Annotated in this window: 18 protein-coding genes and 1 pseudogene; 11 read left to right on the forward strand and 8 right to left on the reverse strand. The window is 61.1% G+C overall.

Going from position 1 to position 24,840, the window contains the following annotated elements:
* Positions 1 to 54: 54 nt before the first annotated feature.
* On the reverse strand, positions 55 to 1,173 hold the full coding sequence (locus ACQ4WS_RS05770) for a phospholipase A (RefSeq protein ID WP_436474481.1): 1,119 nt from the start codon (positions 1,171 to 1,173) through the stop codon (positions 55 to 57).
* Between the two features lie 271 nt (positions 1,174 to 1,444).
* On the opposite strand from ACQ4WS_RS05770, the pseudogene ACQ4WS_RS05775 reads away from it, so the two are divergent.
* From ACQ4WS_RS05775 to ACQ4WS_RS05785, 3 genes and pseudogenes are all read left to right on the forward strand, one after another.
* Positions 1,445 to 1,528, forward strand: a pseudogene (locus ACQ4WS_RS05775) (GTP-binding protein); the annotation flags it as partial.
* 29 nt (positions 1,529 to 1,557) lie between these two features.
* Positions 1,558 to 2,088, forward strand: a complete 531-nt coding sequence (locus ACQ4WS_RS05780; protein ID WP_436474483.1) for an SRPBCC family protein — start codon at positions 1,558 to 1,560, stop codon at positions 2,086 to 2,088.
* A 651-nt stretch (positions 2,089 to 2,739) separates the two neighbouring features.
* Complete coding sequence (locus ACQ4WS_RS05785; protein ID WP_436474485.1) at positions 2,740 to 3,228, forward strand: hypothetical protein; 489 nt, start codon at positions 2,740 to 2,742, stop codon at positions 3,226 to 3,228.
* Positions 3,229 to 3,255: 27 nt separating this feature from the next.
* On the opposite strand, the gene ACQ4WS_RS05790 is transcribed toward ACQ4WS_RS05785, so the two are convergent.
* A complete protein-coding gene (locus tag ACQ4WS_RS05790; protein WP_436474487.1) occupies positions 3,256 to 4,167 on the reverse strand; it encodes an alpha/beta hydrolase in 912 nt (303 codons plus the stop codon).
* Positions 4,168 to 4,307: 140 nt separating this feature from the next.
* Between ACQ4WS_RS05790 and ACQ4WS_RS05795 the strand changes: the two genes are divergently transcribed.
* The gene (locus ACQ4WS_RS05795; protein ID WP_436474489.1) at positions 4,308 to 7,508 is read left to right on the forward strand and encodes a PAS domain-containing protein; all 3,201 of its coding nucleotides are present in this window, start codon (positions 4,308 to 4,310) and stop codon (positions 7,506 to 7,508) included.
* 4 nt (positions 7,509 to 7,512) lie between these two features.
* Here the strand turns inward: ACQ4WS_RS05795 and ACQ4WS_RS05800 are convergent, their stop codons facing one another.
* The 5 genes from ACQ4WS_RS05800 to ACQ4WS_RS05820 form a co-directional block, all read right to left on the reverse strand.
* Entirely contained in the window at positions 7,513 to 10,392 is a 2,880-nt protein-coding gene (locus ACQ4WS_RS05800) for a hybrid sensor histidine kinase/response regulator (protein WP_436474491.1), read from the reverse strand.
* 7 nt (positions 10,393 to 10,399) lie between these two features.
* Entirely contained in the window at positions 10,400 to 11,587 is a 1,188-nt protein-coding gene (locus ACQ4WS_RS05805) for a hybrid sensor histidine kinase/response regulator (protein ID WP_436474493.1), read from the reverse strand.
* Positions 11,587 to 12,465 carry a CheR family methyltransferase gene (locus ACQ4WS_RS05810; protein WP_436474495.1) on the reverse strand — a complete coding sequence of 293 codons (879 nt, stop codon included), beginning with the start codon at positions 12,463 to 12,465 and terminating at the stop codon, positions 11,587 to 11,589. Before ACQ4WS_RS05810 ends, ACQ4WS_RS05805 begins: the two co-directional genes overlap by 1 nt.
* Positions 12,465 to 15,947: a response regulator gene (locus tag ACQ4WS_RS05815; RefSeq protein ID WP_436474578.1), complete on the reverse strand. Its 3,483-nt coding sequence runs from the start codon at positions 15,945 to 15,947 to the stop codon at positions 12,465 to 12,467. The genes ACQ4WS_RS05810 and ACQ4WS_RS05815 overlap by 1 nt, the downstream gene beginning before the upstream one ends.
* A 244-nt stretch (positions 15,948 to 16,191) precedes the next feature.
* On the reverse strand, positions 16,192 to 17,538 hold the full coding sequence (locus ACQ4WS_RS05820) for an MFS transporter (RefSeq protein ID WP_436474497.1): 1,347 nt from the start codon (positions 17,536 to 17,538) through the stop codon (positions 16,192 to 16,194).
* Positions 17,539 to 17,756: 218 nt separating this feature from the next.
* Here ACQ4WS_RS05820 and cyoA point away from each other — a divergent pair, with 218 nt between their 5' ends.
* From cyoA to ACQ4WS_RS05855, 7 genes are all read left to right on the forward strand, one after another.
* Entirely contained in the window at positions 17,757 to 18,740 is a 984-nt protein-coding gene (cyoA, locus tag ACQ4WS_RS05825; RefSeq protein WP_436474499.1) for a ubiquinol oxidase subunit II, read from the forward strand.
* An 84-nt stretch (positions 18,741 to 18,824) separates the two neighbouring features.
* Complete coding sequence (gene cyoB, locus ACQ4WS_RS05830; RefSeq protein WP_436474501.1) at positions 18,825 to 20,828, forward strand: cytochrome o ubiquinol oxidase subunit I; 2,004 nt, start codon at positions 18,825 to 18,827, stop codon at positions 20,826 to 20,828.
* Entirely contained in the window at positions 20,821 to 21,459 is a 639-nt protein-coding gene (cyoC, locus tag ACQ4WS_RS05835; RefSeq protein ID WP_436474503.1) for a cytochrome o ubiquinol oxidase subunit III, read from the forward strand. The genes cyoB and cyoC overlap by 8 nt, the downstream gene beginning before the upstream one ends.
* Positions 21,456 to 21,842 (forward strand): cytochrome o ubiquinol oxidase subunit IV, encoded by a 387-nt coding sequence (gene cyoD, locus ACQ4WS_RS05840; protein ID WP_436474505.1) that lies wholly within the window; start codon positions 21,456 to 21,458, stop codon positions 21,840 to 21,842. The genes cyoC and cyoD overlap by 4 nt, the downstream gene beginning before the upstream one ends.
* Positions 21,839 to 22,681 (forward strand): SURF1 family protein, encoded by an 843-nt coding sequence (locus ACQ4WS_RS05845; protein ID WP_436474507.1) that lies wholly within the window; start codon positions 21,839 to 21,841, stop codon positions 22,679 to 22,681. Before cyoD ends, ACQ4WS_RS05845 begins: the two co-directional genes overlap by 4 nt.
* The gene (locus ACQ4WS_RS05850) at positions 22,665 to 24,014 is read left to right on the forward strand and encodes an ATP-binding protein (protein ID WP_436474509.1); all 1,350 of its coding nucleotides are present in this window, start codon (positions 22,665 to 22,667) and stop codon (positions 24,012 to 24,014) included. Before ACQ4WS_RS05845 ends, ACQ4WS_RS05850 begins: the two co-directional genes overlap by 17 nt.
* A complete protein-coding gene (locus ACQ4WS_RS05855; protein ID WP_034748067.1) occupies positions 24,004 to 24,540 on the forward strand; it encodes a response regulator transcription factor in 537 nt (178 codons plus the stop codon). Before ACQ4WS_RS05850 ends, ACQ4WS_RS05855 begins: the two co-directional genes overlap by 11 nt.
* Here ACQ4WS_RS05855 and ACQ4WS_RS05860 read toward each other — a convergent pair whose 3' ends face one another.
* Positions 24,541 to 24,771 (reverse strand): hypothetical protein, encoded by a 231-nt coding sequence (locus tag ACQ4WS_RS05860; protein ID WP_436474511.1) that lies wholly within the window; start codon positions 24,769 to 24,771, stop codon positions 24,541 to 24,543.
* Positions 24,772 to 24,840 lie beyond the last annotated feature (69 nt).

Consider the following 24,840-nt stretch of genomic DNA (forward strand, 5'->3'; position numbering starts at 1 on the left):
TTCCCATAAAAAATGGCGCCCTCGGCGCCATTTTCGTTTCTGCCACTGTGCTGCTTACAGGTCAACCATGAAACCGGCGCCGATCGATTTCTGCGAATAGTTGTAGTCGATCAAGCTCTGGCCATAGCCGGAGAACAGTTGCAGATAGCCTTTCAGGTTGGCCTTCAATGGGAAAGCCCAGCTTGCCTGCATGGAGCCATGCTTCTTGCTGAAATTGCGGCGGGCCGTCACGGCATACTCGTGACCCTTGTTGCGGTAGCTCACGCGCAAATCGCCATGCCCCATGTAATCGGTGATGTCGATATTGTCATTGTCGGTCTTGCCATTGTCAAGGCGATGCCAGATGCGCGTCGTGACGGCCAGGTTGTCTTTTTCCACGCCCAGCTCGGCATACACGCGGTTCCAGCTGCGCGACAGGGTCGACGTCTGTCCATTGGACTGGTGCACGAGGCCGAAGTTCAGGTAATTGAATTCCAGGCCAGCAAAATTCTTGTTGATCGGCATGACCAGCATCAGTTCCGGCTGGTAATTGGTCTCGCGGAACGGGCTCGATGCCTTGCGGTTGTACGCCTGCCAGAAGCTTTGCTGCGTGTAGCCGAACCACATGTCGATGGGTGTGCCGGCGATGTCTTCCAGCAGCTTCATCTTGAAGCTCAGCTGGAAGGTCAGTTCCACATGCTGGCTCTTGATGCCGCCCGGCGTGAAATCCTGGAATGGCTCGTCGTTCGAGGCGTTGCTGTAATTGGCCAGCAGCAGATAGGTGTCGCGGTGCGGGCGGAAGTTGAACAGGCCGCGTTTCGCGGCGTCGTTGAGTTCCCATGATTGCTGCGTGCGCGAAATCGGCGCTTCCGGTGGCGTGGCGCCAGCCTGTGCAATGGCGGGAATGGCGGCGTTGACGGCTTCCGGCGTGGCCACGCCCGGCAGGCTCACTGGCGTGAGGGGAGCTGCCTCGGCGGCCGCCGCCAGGGTGGCGGCCGCAGTGACGGGATCGCCGCCGGCGGCGAAGGTGGCCTTTTCTGCCGCCTTGGCCAGGGTGTCGAAGCAGCCCAGGCGGGCGCTGGCGTCGCCAAGCACGGCGCAACGCTGCATTTGTTGTTCCAGTTCACCGGCCATGGCCAGCGCCGGCGATGCCAGCAGGGAGGAGAGGATTATTTTTCTTAGTTGGATAGTCATAGGCTGTATGGGGAATTCGTTCGGTGCGCACCTGGGCGGCATGCCGGCGGCGTCGCCTTACACGATAAATTACCGTGCGTCTTGATTCCTATTAATCTTTAGTGGATTAATAGATGTGAAAGTATAGCGGAATACCTTGTTTATTCTCTGTCCCAGACGTGTGTGCGGCGGACAGTGTTGTGCGCTTGGTAAACGACCCGCTGCCATGCCGCCCAAATCGATGTCTGCTACACTGAAAAACCAGTTGCCGGGGCTAGCCTTGGAGATTGTGATGGCCCGCAAAACAGCTATCGAGCGCTACCGCAATATCGGCATCAGCGCCCATATCGACGCCGGCAAGACTACCACCACCGAGTGGCGCCGCCACCAGCTCAGGGAGACAGCATGACGATGGAAAAACAGAAGCAGGAAGGACAGCATCGCGACAGCAGCGACTTTGTCATCACGCAAACCTTCGACGCGCCGCGCGAACTGGTATTTCAATCGTGGGTGGAGCCGGAACGGCTGGCCCAGTGGTGGGGGCCTGTCGGCTTCGAATTGAGCGTGCTGGCGCTGGACCTCAAACCGGGCGGAGTTTTCCACTACGGCATGCGCGCCGACAATGGCTATGAGATGTGGGGCAAGTTTACTTATCAGTCTATCGAAGCGCCGGACAGGATCGTGTCGATTTTGTCGTTTGCCGACAAGCAGGGCAATGCCGTGCAGCACCCCGTCAGCGCCACCTGGCCGCTGGAATCGTTCAATGTCATGACGCTCACCGAGGAAAATGGCAAGACGACGATGACTTTGCGGTCGACGCCGCATAAGGCCACGGATGAGCAGCATCGGACTTTCCTGGAAGGGCATGATTCGATGAAGGAGGGGTTTAAGGCGACTTTCGCCCAGTTAACCCAGTACCTGGCGCGGGTTCAGTGATGGTATTGTTTTGAACGGCGGGCCGGAGCAGCGGGCCCGGGGAGCCTTTGTTTGAGGCGCGGGCGTGTTCTTGCTGTTGTTACCAGTTTTGATGAATCTACTAAGAAATCAGATGTCGCATAGATAGTATATGCGCCAAGGTTAGGCGGTCCTTGCGCGTTCGAGGTACTATTGATAAAAACGCGCTGCATGCACGATGATTATTCTTAGGAGAAACAAATTTCCTCTGTAGTCCAAAACCTTACTCGTGCAGGCATGTTCAGTAATCTAAGGCCTGGAGATGCGGTCGTTTTGCAGAATATTCTTCGATTTCTGAGCCAGGATCCTGATGGACGATATTGGTTAAAGAGCGTAAATGGGATAAAAATCACCCCATCTGGGCGTTACGACTTTGTAACTATGTCAGATGGAATTGTCCGTGTAGCGCGGCAGAATAGCAATTTTGATTACTCAACGCATCTGGGTCTGAGCGGAGGTAAGGATGTGGCTTATGCTGGATCGATTCGTTTCGCGAATAACATGGGCCCAAAGCGCGGAACGATTGTCCACTGGAAAAACGACTCTGGTCATTACCAACCGTTGGATACAAGAGCGTGTTATGCCAAATTACCCCTTGGGCTATTTCTGAATTATTGAAGGTCGGAGGTTTGCATGAATAACCAAACTAAACTTGAAGCCAAGCTCAAAGGTTTGGCATCTGAGGATGCTGCAAGTTATCTAATGGAAATCTTTCCAATAGAATCTGAAAACTACAGTGAAGCTTTCAAGGTTATGGCACATCGATCTTGGAAGAAAAATGATCAATTGCGCCTGGCTCGCTTCTACCTCAGAAAAATCCCATTCGCCAACTCGAAACCATACGAAGTATTTGCTTCATTCATGTCTTTGCCAAATTTAATTTCTGTGGTTAAGGAAGCTATATCCAATAAGCCCGATGATTCGGATTTGATCGTTTATTATGTGGCGCCAGTTTTAAAGGATAGTATTAAAACAGACAAGGATCGCAGTCTTGTCGAAAAATTTATGGTTGAATTAAACTCCATGCCACGAGTGGCGGTCGAAATGGAGGGCGGACAATTTCAGCCGGCAATTTCGCGGCTTTCATTGACCACAATGAAAGCTAATTCGCTGAAACGGTGATTGTTGCTGGGTTAATAAAGACCTTTACTACACATTTTCACGCTCCATCCCCAGCATCTCCCGAACCACCAGCAAAATCATCCCCCAAGCATTCGACGTCGCCGCAATTTCGTCATAATGACTGGCCCCAGGCAAAATCAGCACCTCCGCATGGTCGCCAGCCAGCTTGGCCTTGGCCGCATAGTCGTGCGCGACGCGGGGTGGGGAGATGGTGTCGAGCTCGCCCGTGGCCAGCACGGTGCGGCTGCCGTTGGGCATCAGGTCGGCGGCGTTGGTGTCGCTGTAGATGTCGGGGCGCTCAGTGCTGGGCTGGCCTGCCATTTGCGCGATGTCGCGCTCGCAGCTGGTCTTGATCAAGTCCTTTTCATGGCGCAGGTCGGCCAGGCCGCCCAGGCTGAGGATATTCTTGATCGGCAGGAACTTGTCGCGGTACAGGGGGCTGGTCTTGGGCAGTTTTTCCCGGCCGGCGATCCATTGCACCAGCTGGCCGCCGGCCGAGTGGCCCATGGCGAGGATGCGGTCCGTGTCGAGTTGGTACTGGTCTGCGTGCTGCTGCAGGCTATCCAGCGCCGCGTGCATGTCTGCATACGTACCGGGATAGCCGCCGCCCGGCTCGTCGACCCGGCGGTACTCGACATTCCACACGGCGATGCCTTGCGCAACGAGGGCGCTGGCCACGTTGCGCATCTGCTTGATGCCGCCGAAGGCCACCGTCCAGCAGCCGCCATGCACCAGCACGACGACGGGGAACGGTCCGCTGCCTTCGGGCCGGAACAGCTGTGCGTATTGCGACGCCGCGGGGCCATAGGCGATCTGCGCTGTGGGCGGAGGGCCGTTCAGGGCCAGGTAGTCATCCAGGCGCATGGGGGCGGCGACGGCGCCGTGGACGGAGGCGAGCAGGGCGGTGGCGATCAGGGAAGACGGCAAGGAGGTAGGCATGCTGGGATTCGCTTGAGAAGAGAGCAATACTTTAGCATAGGGCCGCGTGGACGCCGAGATCAAGCGGCACGCTGTTTTCCTCCTGCAAGAGGGGCGCCCCATGGTATATTTCGGGCATCAGTTTCCCCCATCTCGACACGGTGCACGCAAACAACATTCTTTCCTTGCTGGACGCCGAGCATAGTGCGCTGGGCAGCATCGCGACAGGCGCCGACCTGGCTCATGCATTGGAGCATTTGTTGCTGGCGCTGCAAGACCTGGCCGAGGGCGGCGCGCATGCCTGCCTGGTGCTCATTGACGAGGCCGACCGCTTTTGCGGCCTGTCCGCGCCCAGCCTGCCACAAGATATGTGCCTGGCCTTGCGCCACGGCGGCGAACAGCCTTCCCCGTTCGGCACGGCCGCCTTTTCCGGCGCGCCCGTGTATTGCGGCGACATCACACGCGACGTACACTGGAGCGCGGGACGCAAGGAAGCCATGCTGCACGGCTACCGCGCCTGCTGGGTCGCTCCCGTGTTCGGTGCCAAGGGGCATATCCTGGGCGTGCTGGGCCTGTTCTTCCAGGCGCCATGCCACCCCACGCAACCCGAGATCGAATTGTTGGCGCTGGCCGCGCGCGTGGCCGCGCATGTCATCGAGCGGGGCCAGCTGGAACAGGCGCTGCACGACAGCCGCGAACACTTTCATTACGCCATAGAACTGAACACGCAAGTGCTGTGGACGGCCGACATCGACGGCAAGCTCGACTATGTCGCACCGCGCTGGCGCGATTGGACGGGTAGTAGCGGCCTGGGCACCAGCTGGCTGGACGCCATCCACCCCGAAGATATCCCCCATTCCCTGGCGGCCTGGAGCGAAGCGCTGGGCAGCGGCCAGCCGTTCGACCAGGAAATGCGCGTGCGCCGGCAGGACGGCCAGTACCGCTGGGTGCATACCCGCGCGTACTGCCGGCAGGACGGGCGCGGCCAGCCCGCGAAATGGTATGGCTCGTGCGAGGATATCGACAAACACTGGCAGGCGCGCAACGCCTTGCTCGACAGCGAAGCGCAGTTCCGTTCGCTCGCTTCGGCCATGCCCAACCAGGCCTGGCTGGCGCATGGCAACGGCGCCACCTACTGGGTCAACGAACAGGTGTGCGAATACACGGGACAATCGCTGAAGTCGCTGGTGTCCAGCGGTTTTCTCCACTGCGTGCATCCGGACGACGTGCAGGCTTCGCAGAAAAGCTGGGAACGGGCCGTCGCCACGGCCAGCGCCTATGAGCACGAGTTCCGCATGCGCCGCGCCAGCGACGGTGCCTACCGCTGGTTCCTGGCGCGCGCCTTGCCCCTGTTCGACGAGGCGGGCACGGTGCTGCGCTGGGTGGGTACGAATACGGACGTGCAGGAACAGAAGAACGTGCTGGAAAAGATGGCTTACCTGAATTCCTCGCTGGAAGTGGAAATGGCCAACCGCACGGCCGATCGCGACCGCATGTGGCGTCTGTCCACCGACATCATGCTGGTGGCGGATCTGGCGGGCATGATCATCGCCGTCAATCCCGCTTGGAGCAAGATCCTCGACCGCCCGGAAATCGAGTCGCTGGGCATGGATTTCATCAGCCTCGTGCATCCCGACGACCGTATGGCGGCCTTGCAGGACTTGTCGCGCCTGGCCCATGGCGCGTCCACCTTGCGCATGGAAAACCGCTACCGGCGCCGCGATGGCGGCTACCGCTGGATTTCCTGGACGGCGGTGCCGGCGCAGAAGCTGATTCACGCCATTGGCCGCGATGTCACCGATGAAAAAGAGGCGCGGCTGGCGCTGGTGCGCAGCGAGCAAGCGTTATTGCAGGCGCAAAAGCTGGAATCGATCGGCAAGCTGACGGGCGGCGTGGCCCACGATTTCAATAACGTGCTGCAAATCATTTCGGGCAATTTGCAGTTGCTGAAACTGACGGTGGCCGACAATCCGCAGGCGGCCCGGCGCCTCGCTTCGGCGGCCTCGGCCGTCGAACGGGGCGCCAAGCTGTCCTCGCAACTGCTGGCCTTTGCGCGGCGTCAACCGTTAAGGCCGCTGGTGACGGACCTGGGGCGTTTGCTGCGCCGCATGCATGAGCTGATCCGCCGCGCCTTGGGCGAAGCTATTTCCGAGGAAACCTTCATCAGTGCAGGCTTGTGGCATACGCTGGTCGACCCGAACCAGATGGAAAACGTGCTGCTGAACATGGCCATCAACGCGCGCGACGCGATGGACAAGGGCGGGCGCCTCACGTTTACCTTGAGCAATGTCACGCTCGACGCTGCCTACGCCAGCCTGCATGCCGACGTGCAGGAGGGGCAATACGTGCTGCTGACCATCACCGACACGGGCCATGGCATGGAGCGCGACGTGATCGACCAGATATTCGAGCCATTCTTCACCACCAAGCGTGAAGGCGAGGGCACGGGGCTGGGCCTGTCCATGGCTTACGGCTTCATCCGCCAGAGCGCGGGCCATATCAAGGTGCACAGCGCTCCAGGCGCCGGCACGACTTTCAAGATTTACCTGCCCCGTTCGCTGGAAAAGCTGGCCGAGCCGCCACCGGGCCTGACGGGCCCCGTACTGGGCGGCAGCGAGACCATCCTCGTGGTGGAAGACGATGCACCCGTGCAGCACACGGTGGTCGACATGCTGCGCGGCCTCGGTTACGAGGTGCTGCATGCGGATGATGGCGCCTCGGCGCTGGCCCTGCTGGGCACGGGCGTGGCCGTCGACCTGTTGTTTACGGACGTGGTCATGCCAGGCCACGTCAGCAGCAAGGAACTGGCGCAGCAGGCCAAATTGCTGCTGCCGGAACTGGCCGTGCTGTTTACCTCGGGTTACACGCATAACGCCATCATGCAGGGCGGACGTCTGGACCCTGGCGTGGAGCTGCTCAGCAAACCCTACCAGCGCGAAGACCTGGCGCGGCGCATCCGCCACGTGCTGGCCGACCGTCGCCTGGTGGGGGCGCCCGACCCGTCCGGGCGGCGCATCCTGCTGGTGGAAGACAACGACGATGCGCGTGTAATGACGACGGAAATGCTGAATATACTGGGGCACACCGTGCATGGCGTGGCCAGCGCCGAGGAAGCCTTGCCCCTGCTGGCCATGCCGGGCCTGGACGTACTGGTGACGGACATCAGCCTGCCCACCATGTCCGGCCTGGAACTGGCGCGGCATGCGCGCGCGCACTGGCCGCAGCTGGACGTGGTATTTGCTTCCGGGCACGACTGGGGCGCCAGCCTGATGCAGGACGCCAGCGCGCGTTTCCTGCGCAAACCGTTTGGCCTGGAAGAACTGGCCAGCGCACTGAAGGCGCGCCGGCTCGACGTTTACTAGGCGGTTAAGCCGGCGCCAGCAAGGCTTGCTGCAGTTGCTCGACCGTAAATGGTTTCACGAGGAAGCGCGCGGCAGGGTCCAGCACGCCGGAATTGGCCGGCGCATGGCCGGTGGAAAACACTACGTCCAGCTGGGGATAGCCACGCGCCGCGACCTCGGCCAGTTCGACGCCTGACATCTGCGGCAGGCTGATATCGGTCAGCAACAGTTCCAGTCCCGGCGTGCCCAGCAGGGGCAAGGCTTCCTCGGCCGTGCCCACGGCCAGCACCGTGTGACCCAGCATGGCCAGCAGTTCGCCCGTCATGGCGCGCGCGTCCGCATTGTCTTCCACCAACAGAATATGTCGTCCCGCTGGCTGCGCGGGTGTGGGAGGTTGCGGCGCCAGCTGCGCGCGGTACTGATGCAGGGCCGTCACGTGGCGGCCGTTGGCCAGCAAGTGGCGGATGCGCCGCGCCAGGTCTTCGCGCCGGTACGGCTTGCTCAACAGCTCCACGCCCGGTTCCAGTCGCCCGCCCTGCATCATGGCGTCCTGCGTGTAGCCGGAGGTAAACAACACGGCCAGCTGCGGCAGCAGCAATTTGGCCTGGCGCGCCAGTTCCGTGCTGGCCACCTTGCCCGGCATCACCACGTCCGTAAACAGCAGGTCGATGGGGACGCCGCTGCCGATGATGGCCAGCGCGCTTTCGCCATCGCTGGCGCGCTGCACGGCATAGCCGAGGCCGCGCAGCATGTCCACCACCGTCGTCTGCACCTGCACGTCGTCCTCCACGACGAGGATGGTTTCCTTGCCGCCCAGCACGGGGCCGCTCAGTTGCAGCGGCAGTTCCGTTTCCGCTTCAAGCGAACGCGGCAGATAGATGCGGAAGGTGCTGCCATGGCCGGGCAGGCTGTCCACCGTCAGGTGGCCGCCGCTCTGGCGCAGGAAACCGTACGCCATGGACAGGCCCAGGCCCGTGCCTTCGCCTTTCGTCGTGAAGAACGGTTCGAAAATCTTGTCCAGCAGTTCCGCAGCAATGCCGGTGCCCGTGTCCGAGACGGCCAGCTGCACGTAGTCGCCGGGCGCCATGTCCGCATGGCGCGCCGCGTAGTCGCTACCCAGCACGCAGTTGCTCAGTTCGATGGTCAGCCGGCCATGGCCATCCATGGCGTCGCGCGCGTTGATGGCCAGGTTGAGGATGACGTTTTCCAGCTGGTGCGGGTCGACCAGGGCGCGCCAGCAGTCGTCGGCCAGCAGCAAGCGGGTGTCGATACTTTCGCCCGTGGCGCGCCGCAGCAGCTCTTCCGTCGAACGCAGCAGTTGCGCCAGGTCCGTCACCAGCGGTTTCAAGGGTTGACGCCGCGCAAAGGCCAGCAGCTGGGCCGACAGCTTGGCGCCCCGCTCTACGGCGGACGAGGCGTTGGCGATGCGCCTGGCGGCCAGGGGATCGTCGTCCAGGCTCATCTGCAGCAACTGCAGATTGCCGGAAATAATTTGCAGAACGTTATTGAAATCATGGGCCACGCCGCCCGTCAGCTTGCCCAGCGCTTCGAGCTTTTGCGATTGCAGCATGGCCATTTCGCTGTGGCGCAGCGATTCCTGCATGCTGCGCAAGGTGGCTTGCGCCTCTTTTTCCTGGGTGATGTGGCGTCCGGTGGCAAACACCAGGTCACCTTCGATTGCTGTCACCCAGGACAGCCAGCGGTGGCCGCCATCGCGGTGCCGGTAGCGGTTTTCAAAGCTGGGCATGGATTCCTTGCCGGCATGCAGCAAGGCCTGGCGCGTGGCGGCGGCATCCTCTGGCAGTACGAAATCGAAGATGCTGCGGCCCAGCATTTCCTCGGGCAGCCAGCCCAGGATGGCTGCCGAGGCCGGGTTGACGGCGGCGAAGCAGCCTTCGGCATCGATGGCCAGCATCAGGTCTTGCGCGCTGCGCCACAGCCGTTCGCGCTCGCTGTTGCGCGCGGCCAGGTCCGCTTCCAGTTTCTTTTCCAGCGTGATGTCGCGCGCGCTGCAATATACCTTCTCGCCCTCGGGCACGGCCACCCACGACAGCCAGTGCCAGCCGCCCAGCTTGTGGCGGTAGCGGTTTTCAAAGCGCAGCGCCGGCTGGCCCTGCTTGGCCGCCTCCCAGGCCGCATGGGTGCGCGGCAAGTCGTCGGGATGGACCAGTGCCAGGAAGCGCGTCGTGCGGATTTCCTCTGCCGACCAGCCCAGCGTGGCTTGCCAGGCGGGGTTCGCGTGCTCGAAATAGCCGTCGAGGTTGAGCACGCCCAGCAAATCGGGGCTGACATTCCAGGTGCGGCCGCACTCGCGCGTGCGCTCGGCCACTTGCGTTTCCATGCTGGCACTGAGGGCGCGCAGGCGCGATTCCGCCTGGGCCCGCAAAATGCTCGACCAGACCCGTTCCGACACTTGCACGGCCAGTTCGATGTCGTCCGCATGCCACAGGCGCGCCGCGCGGCTGTGCACGACGAACAGGGCCGCCAGCTGGCCATCCTTGGCAATGGGGATATTCAGGAAGGCACGGATGCCCAGGCGCTCGAACGTGGCCAGCGCGGCCGGCAGGGCCGTGCGCGGGTCGCTTGCCACATCGCTGACGGCCAGCGCCTGGCCGGCGCCGAGCGCCTCGGCCAGGCTTGCCGCGTAATCGCCGAGGAAATACTCGCCGGCGGCGCCCGGCGGCATGCCGTCGCTCCACGCATGCTGCAGGGTGGGGCACTGCAGGGTCTGGTCGATATCGAAACAGGCCACTTGCTGGGCGCCCAGGCGCTGTCCCAGCAGTTGCGCCGACAGGGCGAGAATATCGCCCGTGTCTTGCAGCAGCCGCAGCCGGCGTTCCAGTTGCAGCAGGAACGCCACGCCGCTGGCGCCGGCCTGGCTGCTGGTGGCAGGGGACCTGTTCACGCGGGCCTCAGCTGCCGGCCAGCGGCAGGGTGACGCTGAACAGGGCGCCATTGCCGGGCTGGCTTTGCAGGGTGATGGCGCCGCCATGCGCATCGACCAGTTGCTTGGTGATGAACAGGCCCAGACCGAGTCCGCCCGTGCGGTCCTGGTGGATGACGCGCTCGAAGGCGTCGAAGATGCGTTCCTGGTCGCGCGCATTGATGCCGATGCCATGGTCGCGCACTTCGATGACGGCGCTGTTCTGCGTGCGCGCCAGGCTGATTTCCACGGGCTGCCCCTGGCCGTAGCGCACGGCATTGCTGATCAGGTTGACAACGATCTGTTCGACACGGAAGGCATCCCAGAAACCCTCGATGGATTCAACGGCCTGCACTTGCAGCACGCTGCCCGTGGTGGCCGCATACGGCGCCAGGTCGTCGGCCACCCGGTGCACCAGGCTGGTCAGGTCGACGGCGACACGGCGGATCGACAACTTGCCGCTGGTGATGCGCGAGACGTCGAGCATGTCGTCGATCAGGCGCACCATGCTGCAAATCTGGCGTCCGTCGCGCGCCACCATCTTGCCCAGCTTTTCCGGCTCGAAGGCGGTCAGGTTGCCCCGTTCCAGGTTGACGGTACGCATCTGCGTTTCCAGGAACAGCGTGTTTAAAGGCGTGCGCAATTCATGCGCCACCATGGACATGAATTCGTCGCGCAGGCGCAGCGAGCGCTGCAGTTCGGCCTGGGTGGCGCGCAATTCCTTCAGCAGCGCTTCCTGCTGCTGGCGGCTGTGCTCCAGCGCCTGCACCTGGCGCCGCGTTTCGCTGCGCTGCTGGTGCAGGGCGACAAAGACGTTGACCTTGCTTTGCACGGCATTGATGTCGAGCGGCTTGTGCAGGAAGTCGACGGCGCCGCTTTCATAGCCCTGGAAGGAAAAATTCATTTCCTTGCCCGCCGCCGTGACGAAGACGATGGGGATGTGGCGCGTCTTTTCCGTGCCGCGCATCAATTGCGCCAGTTCAAAACCATCCATTTCCGGCATTTGCACGTCGAGGATGGCCAACGCGAAATCGTGTTCCAGCAGCAGGGCCAGCGCTTCTTCGCCCGAGGATGCCTGGTACACGCTGCGGTCGCTCTCGCGGATCAGCGCATTGAGCGCGCGCAAGTTTTCCGGCAAGTCGTCGACGATCAGCAGTTTGGTGCTTGTTTCATTCATTATGTTTCATTCCTGGCATGGCTTTGCCGTCCAGCGTAGTGGGAAGCAGCGTGCGAAAGCGCACGCTTGCGGTAGAGCTTTTCGGGACCCGGCAATGGCTCGAAGTCGGCGGCAAAGCGGGTGAAATGCGTGCTTTCCTTGCTGCCCAGGCCCAGGAAACCCCGGTGGCACAGCGAGTCGTGGAACAGGCCCAGGGCCCGTTCCTGCAAGGTTTTATTGAAGTAAATCAGCACGTTACGGCACAAAATCAATTGCGTTTCAATAAAGACGCTGTCCGTCGACAGGCTGTGGTCGGCAAAGTTGATACTGTCGAGCAGGCGCTGCTGGAAATGTGCCGTGGCATGCTCGACCGTGTAGTACTCGGCCAGCTGGCCCAGGCCGCCCGCAGCCAGGTAGTTGTCGCTGTAGTCGGCCATGCGGTGCAGCGGATATACGCCGCGCGCGGCCGTGGCCAGCGCTTGCGGATTGATGTCGGTGGCGTAAATCGTGCTGCGCTCGAGCAAGCCTTCCTCGTGCAGCACGATGGCCAGCGACAGCGCTTCTTCACCCGTGCAGCAGCCGGCCACCCAGATCGTCGGCGACGGATAGGTTTTCAGCACGGGCACCACCTGTTCGCGCAAGGCGAGAAAAAACGCCGGGTCGCGGAACATTTGCGTGACCGGTACAGTCAAAATCTGTAGCAGCGTGCCAAAGGCGGCCGCGTCGTCCAGCACCAGTTGCTGCAAGGCGGACAAGTCGGCGCAATGGAAGCGTTCGAGCGCCTGGTTCAGGCGGCGCCGCTGCGAGGGCAGGGAATAGTCGCGAAAATCATAGCTGTAGCGCTGACAGATCGCATCCATCAGCGCATGCAGTTGCGCGTCGGTGGTGCGCAGGGACATCACATGCGTTCCATCTTCGGCATCCACACGCGCAGCAGTGAATACAAACGGTCGAGGTCGATCGGTTTGGCCAGGTAATCGGACGCGCCCGCCTGCAGGCATTCTTCCTGGTCATTCTTCATGGCCTTGGCGGTAATGGCGATGATGGGCAGCTTGTTGTAGCGGCCATCGGCGCGGATCAAGCGCGTCGCTTCCAGGCCATCCATGCCCGGCATCATGACATCCATCAACACCAGGTCGATATCGTCCACGCTGTTGAGCTTGCTGATGGCTTCGAAGCCGTTACGGCCGATTTCCACCACCACACCTTTCTGTTCCAGCGCATTCGTCAGGGCAAAGATATTGCGCACGTCGTCGTCCACCAGCAAAATCCTGCGCCCTTCAAAGACGCGCTCGCGGCTGCGCACCTGCTGCAACATGCCCTGGCGCTCGCTCGACAGTTCCGACTCCACCTTGTGCAGGAACAAGGTCACTTCGTCGAGCAAGCGCTCGGGTGAACGGGCGCCCTTGATGATGATGGAGCGCGAATACTTCATCAGGTTCGCTTCTTCCTCGCGGCTCAGGTTGCGGCCCGTGTAGACGATGACGGGCGGGAACGAGCACAGCTCTTCATGCTCCATGCGTTCGAGCAATTCGTTGCCCTGGATATCGGGCAGCTTCAAGTCGATGATCATGCAATCGAAAATCTGCGTTTTCAGCAACTCCAGCGCCTGTTCGCCCAGTGCCACGGCCGTGATTTCCACGTCGTCGTCGCTGATCAGGTGTACCACGCTTTCGCGCTGGCGTTCGTCATCCTCGACCAGCAGGATGCGCTTCATCTTTTGCGTGAATTTCGATTCGAGCTTGCGGAACACTTCCTTCAATTGTTCGCGCGAGCGCGGCTTGGTGGCGTAGCCGATGGCGCCCAGTTGCATGGCTTCCTGGATCTGGTCATTACCGGACACGATGTGCACGGGAATATGGCGCGTCAGCGGGTTTTCCTTGAGCTGCTGCAAGACCAGCAAGCCCGGACGGTCCGGCAAGCCCATGTCGAGCAGGATGGCGTCGGGCAGGAACTCTTCCGCCAGGCGCAAGCCTTCGTCGGCGCCGTGCGCCACCAGGCAGCGGTACTGCATTTCATGCGCGAGGTCGAACAGGATGCCGGCAAACGAGGGCTCGTCTTCGATCACCAGTACGGAGCGCTGGCCGGTCTTGCCAGCTGGCGCGCTATTCCTGTCATCCTGGAAGGTGGGCAATGGCACGGGCTTGGCGGCGGGCGCCGCCTTGGGCGCGCTGGCAGCGGGTGGTCGTGGCGCTGCAGCCGGTGCGGACGGCGCCGTGGTGACTTCCACCACGCGTTCTGGCATGACAGCCGGCAGCACCAGGGTAAACGTGCTGCCCTGGCCTGGCGTGCTGGCCAGCTCGATGCTGCCGCCCAGCAAGGCTGCCAGGTCGCGCGAAATCGACAGGCCCAGGCCCGTGCCGCCATAGCGGCGGCTGGTGGTGCCATCGGCCTGGTGGAAGGCGTCGAAAATCTTGTGCTGCTGGTCGTCGGCGATGCCGATGCCGGTATCCTGCACCTGGAAGCGCACTTGGCCGGCCTCGCCGTTGCTCACGTGCAGGGACACCGCGCCTGCATCGGTAAACTTGATGGCGTTCGACAGCAGGTTTTTCAGGATTTGCTCCAGGCGCTGGCGGTCGCTGACGAAGGACGGCGGGGCGTCCGGCGCCACCTTGACGTCTAAAATGAGTTTCTTTTGCTGCGCCTGGGCGCCGAACAGCATCCGCATGCTGCTGAGCAGTTCGTCGAATGGCACGGCGTCCGGCGTCAATTCCAGCTTGCCCGCCTCGACCTTGGAAATGTCGAGGATGTCGTTGATGAGGGTCAATAAATCGTTGCCGGCCGAATAAATGGTTTGCGCAAACGTTACTTGTTCCGGCGTCAGGTTGCCGCCGCTGTTGTCCGATAGCAGCTTGGACAGGATGAGCGAGCTGTTCAGCGGCGTGCGCAGCTCATGCGACATGTTCGCCAGGAATTCGGATTTATAACGGCTGGCCCGCTGCAGCTCTTCGGCGCGCGCTTCCAGCTGGGCGTGCGCCTGGACGATGGCCATGTTTTTCTGGTCCAGCGACAACGCTTGCACGGCCAGTTGCTCGTTCGACTGTTCCAGCGCCGCCTTTTGCTCTTCCAGGTGAGCTTGCGACTGTTCCAGCACGCGCGACTGCTCGCCCAGCTCTTCATTGGCCGTGCGCAGTTCTTCCTGCTGCACTTCCAGTTCTTCATTCAATTGCTGGGTTTCTTCCAGCACATTTTGCAGGCGCTGGCGGTACAGTGCCGCTTCCAGCGAAGTGCCAATATTGGCGGCGATCAGGTTCAGCCATTCCTTGGCGCGGGCGCTGACGGGATGCGTAAAGCCCAGTTCGATGACGCCGTTGACGACGCCTTCATTGTTGACGGGCGTCAATACCAGCTCCAGCGGCGCGCCGCGGCCCAGGCTCGACGTCACGGTCAGGTAATTCTCGGGCACTTGCTGCACATGCTTGAGGCGTTTTTCGCGCGCCGTCTCGCCCACCAGGCCTTCGCCCAGCTTGAAGACTTGCTTTTCCTTTACGCCTTGTTCGTTGAAACCGTACACGGCCGTGCGGCGCAGGCTGCCATCCTCGTCGACGATGTACAGGGTGGCCACGGCTACGTCGAGGCGGTGGGCCAGGAAGTCCAGCACGTGACGTCCCAGTTGCGGCAAGCCCAGCTGTCCGCTCGTATGCGCCGCCAGTTCCGTCTGCCCCGTGCGCAGCCAGGCTTGCTCTTGCAGCACGTCGTTATCCTTGCCGCGCTGTTCGAGCGCATCGTTGTAGATGTCGGACAGGCGCAGCAGTTCGCGCCGGCCCAGGTAGGCCAGCAAGCCGGACATGCCCAGGCTGAGGATCAGGAACACCACCACGGCGACTATGGTGCGGCTCTCGGCCGTGTCGGCCCGTTCCTGGCGCAAGCGCTGCTCCATGGACAGGAAAGTGAGGAATTCGCGGCGGATTTCGTCAAATTCCAGCTTGCCTTCGCCCTGGCGCACGCGCGCGAGGAATTCCTGGTTGTTGCGGCGCTGGGCGATTACGCTTTCCGCATAGGCCATCCACTGGTTTTGCAGCGCGCGGATGCGGCGCAAACGGTCCACCTGGATGGGGCTGTCGGCGATCAGTTCCAGCAGGGTGCTCATTTCGACGGCGATCTTGGCCTTGCCCGATTTATACGGCGCCAAAAACGTTTCGTCGCCTGTCAGCAGGTAGCCGCGCATGCCCGTTTCCAGGTCGACCGACAACTTCATGACTTCGTTCGCATTGCCGATCACCCGTTCCGAATGCTCAACCGAACGCAGGGCCGAGAGCAGGTAGGCGATCAGGCCGACAAACACGAGGGCCGTGACGACCCCGATGACCAGCGGCAAGGTGACGTTACGGGCGAGGATGCGGCGAAAGCTGAAGGAATCGATCGGGGTCTTGGCATTCATCATGTACGTGGCAGGCTGGCGCGAAAAAGCAATTTTAATTGAAATACAATTCTTCTGGTCTGTATGTATAGCGTGCGCTAGCATAGCAGCCTTGCGAACAATTACCCACGCGCAAGGTCATACAATGCGCGTCATCACACAGATGAGGTGGTGTGACATGCTTGCGAGGCATAAAAAAACGCCGGACGGTGCCGGCGTTTTTCACTGCGTTGCGCTCTGCGCTGTATATATCGCTGTATATATATCAGTCGCGGATTTCCAGCGCCCGGTTCAGGCTCAGGGCGGCCAGCGAGGCGACAGCGCCCGACAGCAGGTAGAAGCTGACATAGGCGAGGCCGAAGTTGGCCGACAGGCCCAGCGCCACCAGCGGGGCGAAACCGGCACCCACCAGCCAGGCCAGGTCGGACGTCAGGGCCGCGCCCGTGTAGCGGAAGCGGGCAGGGAAGTTGGCCGTCACGGCGCCGGCTGCCTGGCCGTAGGACAGGCCCAGCAGGCTGAAGCCGACGAGAATGAAGACGTCCTGGCCCATATTGCCGCCACCCATCAGGGTTGGCACGAAGGCGCTGAAGATGGCGATCAGCACGGCCAGCACGCCCAGGGTGGTGCGGCGGCCCACCTTATCGGCCAGCAAGCCGGAAATCACCACGCCGATGGCGGCCAGCACGGCGCCCAGCATCTGCACTTGCAGGAAGTCCGAAGCGGAACGCGTCTGGTAGACGGAAATCCATGACAGGGGGAACACGGTGACCAGGTGGAACAGGGCGTAGCTGGCCAGCGCGGCGAGGGCACCGATCAGCACGTTGCGGCCCTGGCCGCGGCTCATTTCAAATACGCTCACGGGCTGTAGTTCGCGTTCGTCCAGCAGGCGCGCATATTCATTCGTCGACACCAGGCGCAAACGGGCAAACAGGGCCACCACGTTGATGGCGAAGGCCACATAGAAAGGATAGCGCCAGCCCCAGTCGAGGAAGTCTTCATCCGTCAGGCTGGTCAGCATGAACCAGAACAGGCCGGCGGCGATCAGGAAGCCGAACGGCGCACCCAGCTGCCCCAGCATGGCGTACCAGCCGCGCTTGTTTTCCGGCGCGTTCAGTGCCAGCAGCGAGGGCAAGCCATCCCACGAACCGCCCAGGGCCACGCCCTGGCCGATGCGCAGCACGGACAGCCAGACGATGGCGGCAAAGCCAAGGTGCGAGTAGGTGGGCAGGAAGGCAATGCCGGCCGTCGACACGCCCAGCAGGAAGAGGGCGATCGTCAGCTTGGCGCTGCGCCCCATGCGGCGCTGGATCTCCATGAAGATCACGGTGCCGAATGGACGGGCGATGAAGGCAAACGAGAAGATCAGGAAGGCATATAATGTGCCCTCCAGGCGTTCTTCAAACGGAAAGAAGACGCGCGGAAACACCAGCACCGAGGCGATGGCGTAGACAAAGAAGTCAAAGTATTCGGAAGCGCGGCCGATGATCACGCCGACGGCGATCTCACCTGGGTCGATATGCGATTCGACCGTGCCGGCCCCGCGTGCGTCGCGCAGGGAGTGGGGGGAAAAGTCGGCGGGTACATCCCCGCTGGGTATGCGCGTGCTGGACATGATGATCGTCTCCAATATAGTTTCGAGTTCGGCCAACGCGTAACTTACTCCGGGTGTCTCACGCCCGGAGTAGGACTATTCATCAGGTAGTCGTAGGAAAACTCCGCGCCTACGCAGTGAAAGTCCGAGCAAAGGGGTAGGACAAAACGTCCAATTGCCAACGCGCTCCAGTGAGAATACAGTACCATATCTTCATCCCCTGTACTGGACTTTCCTGTATGTTTTCATTAAAAGTTCGTCGCGGACTGCTTCTTTTACCTCTCGCATTGTTGGCTGGTTGCAATACGGTGGTACTGAATGCGTCCGGTGACATTGCAGTTCAGCAAGGCAATCTGATTGTCATCTCGACATTGCTGATGCTGTTGATTATCGTTCCGGTAATCGCCCTGACCCTGCTTTTCGCATGGCGCTATAGAAAAAACAATACCGCGGCCAAATACGAGCCGGACTGGGACCACTCGACTCGCCTCGAGCTGATCATCTGGGGCGCGCCCCTGCTGATCATTATCGTGCTGGGCCTGCTGACCTGGATCAGCACCCACACCCTCGATCCGTATCGTCCGCTGAGCCGTATCGACGCCAACCGTCCGATTCCTGCCAGCCACAAGCCGATGATCGTCGAAGTCGTGGCGCTGGACTGGAAATGGCTGTTCATCTACCCGGAGCAAGGCATCGCTTCCGTGAATGAACTGTACGCGCCAGTCGACCGTCCGATCCGCTTCAAGATCACCGCGTCGTCCGTCATGAACTCGTTCTTCATCCCCGCACTGGCAGGTCAGATCTACGCCATGCCGGGCATGGAAACGCAGTTGAATGCCGTCATCAACAAGCCTGGTGTCTACAAGGGCTTCTCCGCGAACTACAGCGGTGCCGGCTTCTCGGGCATGCGCTTCAAGTTCCACGGTGTCAATGATGCGGACTTCGACAAGTGGGTGGCATCGGCACGTGCCGGTGGCGGCGCGCTGAACCGCGACGACTACCTGTCGCTGGCCCAGCCTAGCGAGCGCGATCCGGTGCGCCGCTACAGCAATGTGCCGACCGATCTGTACAAGGCGATTCTGAACCGCACCATCGTTTCCGACGCCCTGTGCGTGACGCCGGTCCAGCCATACAAATTGACGATGGCAAATAGCCCGGTAGCGTTTGTCACGCCAGTAGTCGCTGGCGATGCAATAGTTGAAAAGGGCGTTCAAGCCAAGTAAAGACTGCATGAATCCCGCAGCGCATTGCGCTGCAGATACTGGCGCCGCTTGCCTGGCGCCTCCCTTTTTTCTCTGAGAGTAACAATGCTAGACCATATTGATCTGACGAAGCTCATCTTCGGCCGTCTGACTTGGGATGCAATTCCATTTCACGAACCTATCCTGCTGGCGACCTTTGCAATGGTTGGCCTGGGCGGTATCGCACTTGTTGCGGCACTGACGTATTTCCGCGTCTGGGGTACCCTGTGGCGCGACTGGATCACCAGTATCGACCATAAAAAAATCGGTATCATGTACATGATCCTGGGCCTGGTCATGCTGCTGCGCGGCTTTGCCGATGCACTCATGATGCGTACCCAGCAGGCGATCGCCTTTGGCGATAATGCCGGTTTCCTGCCACCCGATCACTACGACCAGATTTTCACCGCCCACGGCGTGATCATGATCTTCTTCGTCGCGATGCCTTTCGTGACGGGTCTGATGAACTACGTGGTGCCGCTGCAAATCGGCGCGCGCGACGTGGCTTTCCCTTTCCTCAACAACTTCAGCTTCTGGATGACCACCATGGGTGCCGCCCTGGTCATGGTTTCGCTGTTCGTCGGCGAATTCGCCCGCACGGGCTGGCTGGCGTACCCACCGCTGTCGGGCATCGTCGGCAGTCCGGACGTGGGGGTAGACTATTACATCTGGTCCTTGCAGATTGCCGGGGTCGGGACGCTCTTGTCCGGTGTCAACCTGATCGCCACCATCGTCAAGATGCGCGCGCCAGGCATGACCTGGATGAAAATGCCCGTCTTCACCTGGACCGCACTGTGCACCAACATCCTGATCGTCGCCGCTTTCCCGGTACTGACGGCTGTCTTGGCCATGCTGTCGCTGGACCGCGTTGCCGGCTTTAACTTCTTCACGACGGAACTGGGCGGCAACGCCATGATGTACGTCAACCTGATCTGGATCTGGGGTCACCCAGAGGTCTACATCCTGATCCTGCCACTGTTCGGCGTATTCTCGGAAGTCGTTGCGACCTTCAGCAGCAAGCGTTTGTTTGGTTACGCCTCGATGGTGTACGCCACCTGCGTCATCATGATCCTGTCTTACCTGGTATGGCTGCATCACTTCTTCACCATGGGTTCGGGCGCCAGCGTCAACTCCTTCTTCGGTATCACGACGATGATCATCTCGATCCCGACGGGCGCGAAGATCTTCAACTGGCTGTTTACCATGTACCGCGGCCGTATCCGCTTCGAACTGCCTATGCTGTGGACGATCGGCTTCATGGTCACCTTCACCATCGGCGGCATGACCGGCGTATTGCTGGCCGTACCACCAGCTGACTTCGTGCTGCACAACAGCCTGTTCCTGATTGCCCACTTCCATAACGTGATTATCGGCGGCGTGGTCTTCGGTGTGTTTGCTGCGATTAACTACTGGTACCCGAAAGCCTTCGGCTACAAGCTCGACGCGTTCTGGGGCAAGTGCTCGTTCTGGTTCTGGTTCGTCGGCTTCTACCTGGCCTTCATGCCACTGTACGTGCTGGGCCTGATGGGCGTGACCCGCCGCATCAACCACTTTGAAGATCCATCGCTGCAAATCTGGACCATCATCGCCTGGTTTGGCGCTGTTTCGATTGCGCTGGGCATCGGCTCCATGCTGGTGCAGTTCTATGTCAGTTACCGCAACCGCGACGCCCTGCGCGACGTGACCGGTGACCCATGGGGCGGCCGCACGCTGGAATGGTCGACGTCGTCGCCTCCGCCAGACTATAATTTCGCCTTCACGCCGAAAGTGTACGAACTCGATGCATGGACTGACATGAAGAAACACGCTTACCAGCGTCCGACGTCCGGTTTCACGAAGATCCACATGCCGAAGAACACCTGGGCTGGTTTCGTGATCGCCGCACTCTCCGCACTGGTCGGTTTTGGCCTGATCTGGCAAATGTGGCTGGTCGCCAGCATCGCCTTCGTGATCATGATGATTGCCATCATCGTGCATACCTTTAACTACAAGCGCGATTACTACATTCCTGCGGAAGAAGTGGTCCGTACCGAAGACGCTTATACTAAATTGCTGAGCAGCCATGTCTGATACCATCGCCCATAACACCGGCGCCGCTGGCGCCGCACCAAGCACGCGCAGCTACTTTGTGCGCGAGCACCACCCGGAAAACGGCAGCCTGCTGGGTTTCTGGCTCTACCTGATGAGCGATTGCCTGATCTTCGCCTGTCTGTTCGCCACGTACGCCGTGGTCGGCCGCAGTTATGCGGACGGCCCGACGGGCGCCGCGCTGTTCGACCTGCCGCTGGTGGCCGTCAACACGGCCATGCTGCTGCTGTCGTCGATCACTTACGGCTTCTCCATGCTGGCCATGCAGCGCAAGCAATTGCGCAGCACCCTGGTCTGGCTGGGCATCACGGGCCTGTTCGGCCTGGCCTTCCTGGCGCTGGAAATGTATGAATTCATGCATCTGATCCACGAAGGTGCCGGTCCGCAGCGCAGCGCGTTCCTGTCCTCGTTCTTCGCCCTGGTCGGTACCCACGGCTTGCACGTGACGTTCGGCGTGATCTGGCTCGTGACCTTGATGTTCCAGCTGAACAAGCATGGCCTGACCCCGGAAAACGGCCGTCGCATGATGTGTTTGTCGCTGTTCTGGCACTTCCTGGACGTCATCTGGATCGGCGTCTTCACCTTTGTCTACCTGATGGGAGTGCTGCCATGAGCGACCACAACACACACGGCGATAGCCACCACCATGACAATCACGATCATGGCAGCCTGAAAAGCTATGCCATCGGCTTCATCCTGTCGGTGATCCTGACGGCCATTCCTTTCTGGCTGGTGATGACGAAAGCCATCACCAATTCGGGCACCATGGGCCTGGTCCTGCTGGCGTTCGCGGCGGTTCAAGTGGTGGTACACATGGTGTACTTCCTGCACATGAACACCAAGTCCGAAGGCGGCTGGAACATGATGGCGCTGATCTTCACGATCATGATCGTGGGCATTGCCATGGCCGGTTCCCTGTGGGTCATGTACCATATGAACCACAACATGATGCCGGATCTGATGCCTGAGTACATGCATACGAAAACGGCTCCATGATGAGTAATACGCGCCCAAGCAACACCGGGCGCGCCCCTGGCGCCGCATCGCAAGATGCCGCGCCAGGCCCACGCGGCATGGTCGTGCGATATGCACTGGCCCTGCTGGCGGGGATCTTGTTTGCCGGTTTCTGTGCCCTGGGCACCTGGCAAGTCAAGCGCCTGTTCTGGAAGCTTGACCTGATCGAGCGCGTCGAACAACGCGTACATGCGCCCGCAACGGACGCACCTGGACCTGCAGCCTGGGCCAGTGTCACGCCACAAACGGATGAATACCGCCATGTGCGACTCTCCGGTACGTATCTCCCCATTTTCAATACCCTGGTGCAAGCTACGACGGCACTGGGCAGCGGTTATTGGCTGATGACGCCCCTGCGCCTGGCCGATGGTAGTACCGTGCTGGTCAACCGCGGCTTCGTGCCGAAACGCGCAAGCATCGCCGCCAGCACGCCGGCCGGCATCGTCCACGTGGACGGCTTGCTGCGCATCAGCGAGACGGGCGGCGGTTTCCTGCGCGAAAACAATCCCGCCACGCAGCACTGGTATTCGCGCGACGTGGCCGCCATCGGCGCTTCGCACATGCTGACCAAGGTGGCGCCATATTTTGTCGATGCGAAGGAAAAATCGGAAACGGCCAGTGACGCACCCGTCGGCGGCCTGACCGTGATTTCCTTCCACAACAACCATCTCGTGTACGCCTTGACGTGGTTTGCGCTGGCCCTGATGGTGGCCGGCATGACGTGGTGGATCGTGCGCGAAGACAAGCGCCGTCGTGCGTGCAAGGCAGCTCAAAAGAATCTTGATCAATCGCAAGAAAGCGACCATGCCGGGCAGGATTGAAATCCTGCCCAACCGCGAGGTACTGGAACGCGGCGCCGTAGCGGCCGAGATGGAACATCCGGCCGGCCACCAGAACATGAAGCTGCTGATCCAGCTGCGCTGGCTGGCCGTGATCGGGCAGATCAGCACGATCTTCGGCGTGGGCGTGGGAATGGGCATCGCCTTGCCCGTGCCCTACATGCTCGAAGTGCTGTCCTGCCTCATCGCCTTCAACCTGGCCAGCCTCTTGCGCTGGCACGAACGCCAGCCCGTCTCCAACACGGCCCTGTTCCTCGCCTTGCTGGTCGACGTCACCGTGCTGACGGCCCAGCTCTACCTGAGCGGTGGCATCAGCAACCCGTTTGCCTTCCTGTATTTATTGCAAGTCATCCTCAGCGCCGTGCTGCTGGAAGTGTGGTCGACCTGGATCATGGTGGCCATCACCAGCCTGTGCCTGGCCGGCCTGGCCTTGCTGCCCGGCCCCTTGATCTTGCCGATCGACCCCGAGCGGGGCTTTTCCAGCCTGTACGTGCAGGGCTTGCTGATCTGTTTCATCCTGAACGCCGCCTTGCTGGTGGTGTTCATCACGCGCATCAACCGCAACCAGCGTGCCGGCGACGCCAAGGTGGCCGACTTGCGCCAGCGCGCGGCGGAAGAAGAGCACATCATCCGCATGGGCTTGCTAGCCTCGGGCGCGGCGCACGAACTGGGCACGCCGCTGGCGACCCTCTCCGTCATCCTGGGCGACTGGCGCCGTATGCCGGAACTGAGCAAGAACAGCGAATTGCTGGAAGAAATCACGGAAATGCAGGCGCAGTTGCAGCGCTGCAAGAGCATCGTCAGCGGCATTTTGCTGTCGGCAGGCGAGGCGCGCGGCGAATCGTCCGTGAAAACGACGATCAATACCTTCCTCAACGACCTCGTCGACGAGTGGCGCACCAGCAGGCCGATCCAGGGTTTCGAGTACGATAACCGCATCGAGCATGACGTGCCCGTCGTCTTCGATTCGACTCTGAAACAAACCATCTGCAACGTGCTCGACAATGCACTGGAAGCGTCGCCCGACTGGTTGCGCTTCGAAGCCACGCGCGAGGCGGACGCCTTGCACCTGGTAATTACCGATGCCGGGCCCGGCTTCGAGCCGTCGATGCTGACGCACCTGGGCAAACCGTATCAAAGCAGCAAGGGAAAACCCGGTGGCGGTCTGGGTCTGTTCCTGGTGGTGAATGTGGCGCGCACCCTGGGCGGCACGGTGACGGCGCGCAACCGGGTGCAGGGCGGGGCGGTGGTGCACCTGGCCTTGCCGCTGGCAGCCATCAAACTGGAAAGAGAAAGCGACCACCATGCAGGATGACCGTCTGTTACTGATCGTGGAAGACGACGCCGCGTTTGCCCGCACCCTGGGCCGCTCGTTCGAGCGGCGCGGCTACCAGGTCATCCTGGCCACCAATTTCGACGAGGCAAGCGCCTTGCTGGAGCAGCACTGCCCAGATTACGCCGTCGTCGATCTGAAACTCAATGGCAATACGTCCGGCCTGGCTTGCGTGCAGATGCTGCACCAGCACGATCCGGACATGCTGATCGTCGTGCTGACGGGCTACGCCAGCATCGGCACGGCTGTCGAAGCGATCAAACTGGGCGCTTGCCAGTACCTGGCGAAGCCGTCGAACACGGACGATATCGAAGCGGCCTTCGGCCACGTGGCCGGCAACGCCGACATCGAACTGACGAACCGCGCCACCAACATCAAGACCCTGGAATGGGAACGCATCCACGAAATGCTGGCCGAGACGGATTTCAATATCTCGGAAACGGCGCGACGGCTGGGCATGCACCGGCGCACGCTGGCGCGCAAGCTGGAGAAGCAGCGCGTCAAATAGCTACCGCGCAGTCTCATCTTTCTCGAATGTCAGTTCGATGACGCTGTCGTCGCTCCAGTCCTGCTCCCGTAACGGCGGCGTGAACGACGATACGCTGAATGGCACGGCTGCGGTTTTTCCTTCGAAACTGATCGTCGCAGCAAGAATGCGCCGCGGTCCGGCAAAGCTGTAGGTGCCCTTTTGCGACACGAAATTGCAGGGCCCGCCCAATGCGCTCATCGCCGTGCGCATGGCGAAAGCAGGCCATAGAGTAACAGGCGAACGCTCCAGACGATGGCGTCGAAAATCCAGTCAAGCACA

It is taken from the genome of Janthinobacterium leeuwenhoeki (genome assembly GCF_051380795.1).
Taxonomy (GTDB): domain Bacteria; phylum Pseudomonadota; class Gammaproteobacteria; order Burkholderiales; family Burkholderiaceae_D; genus Janthinobacterium.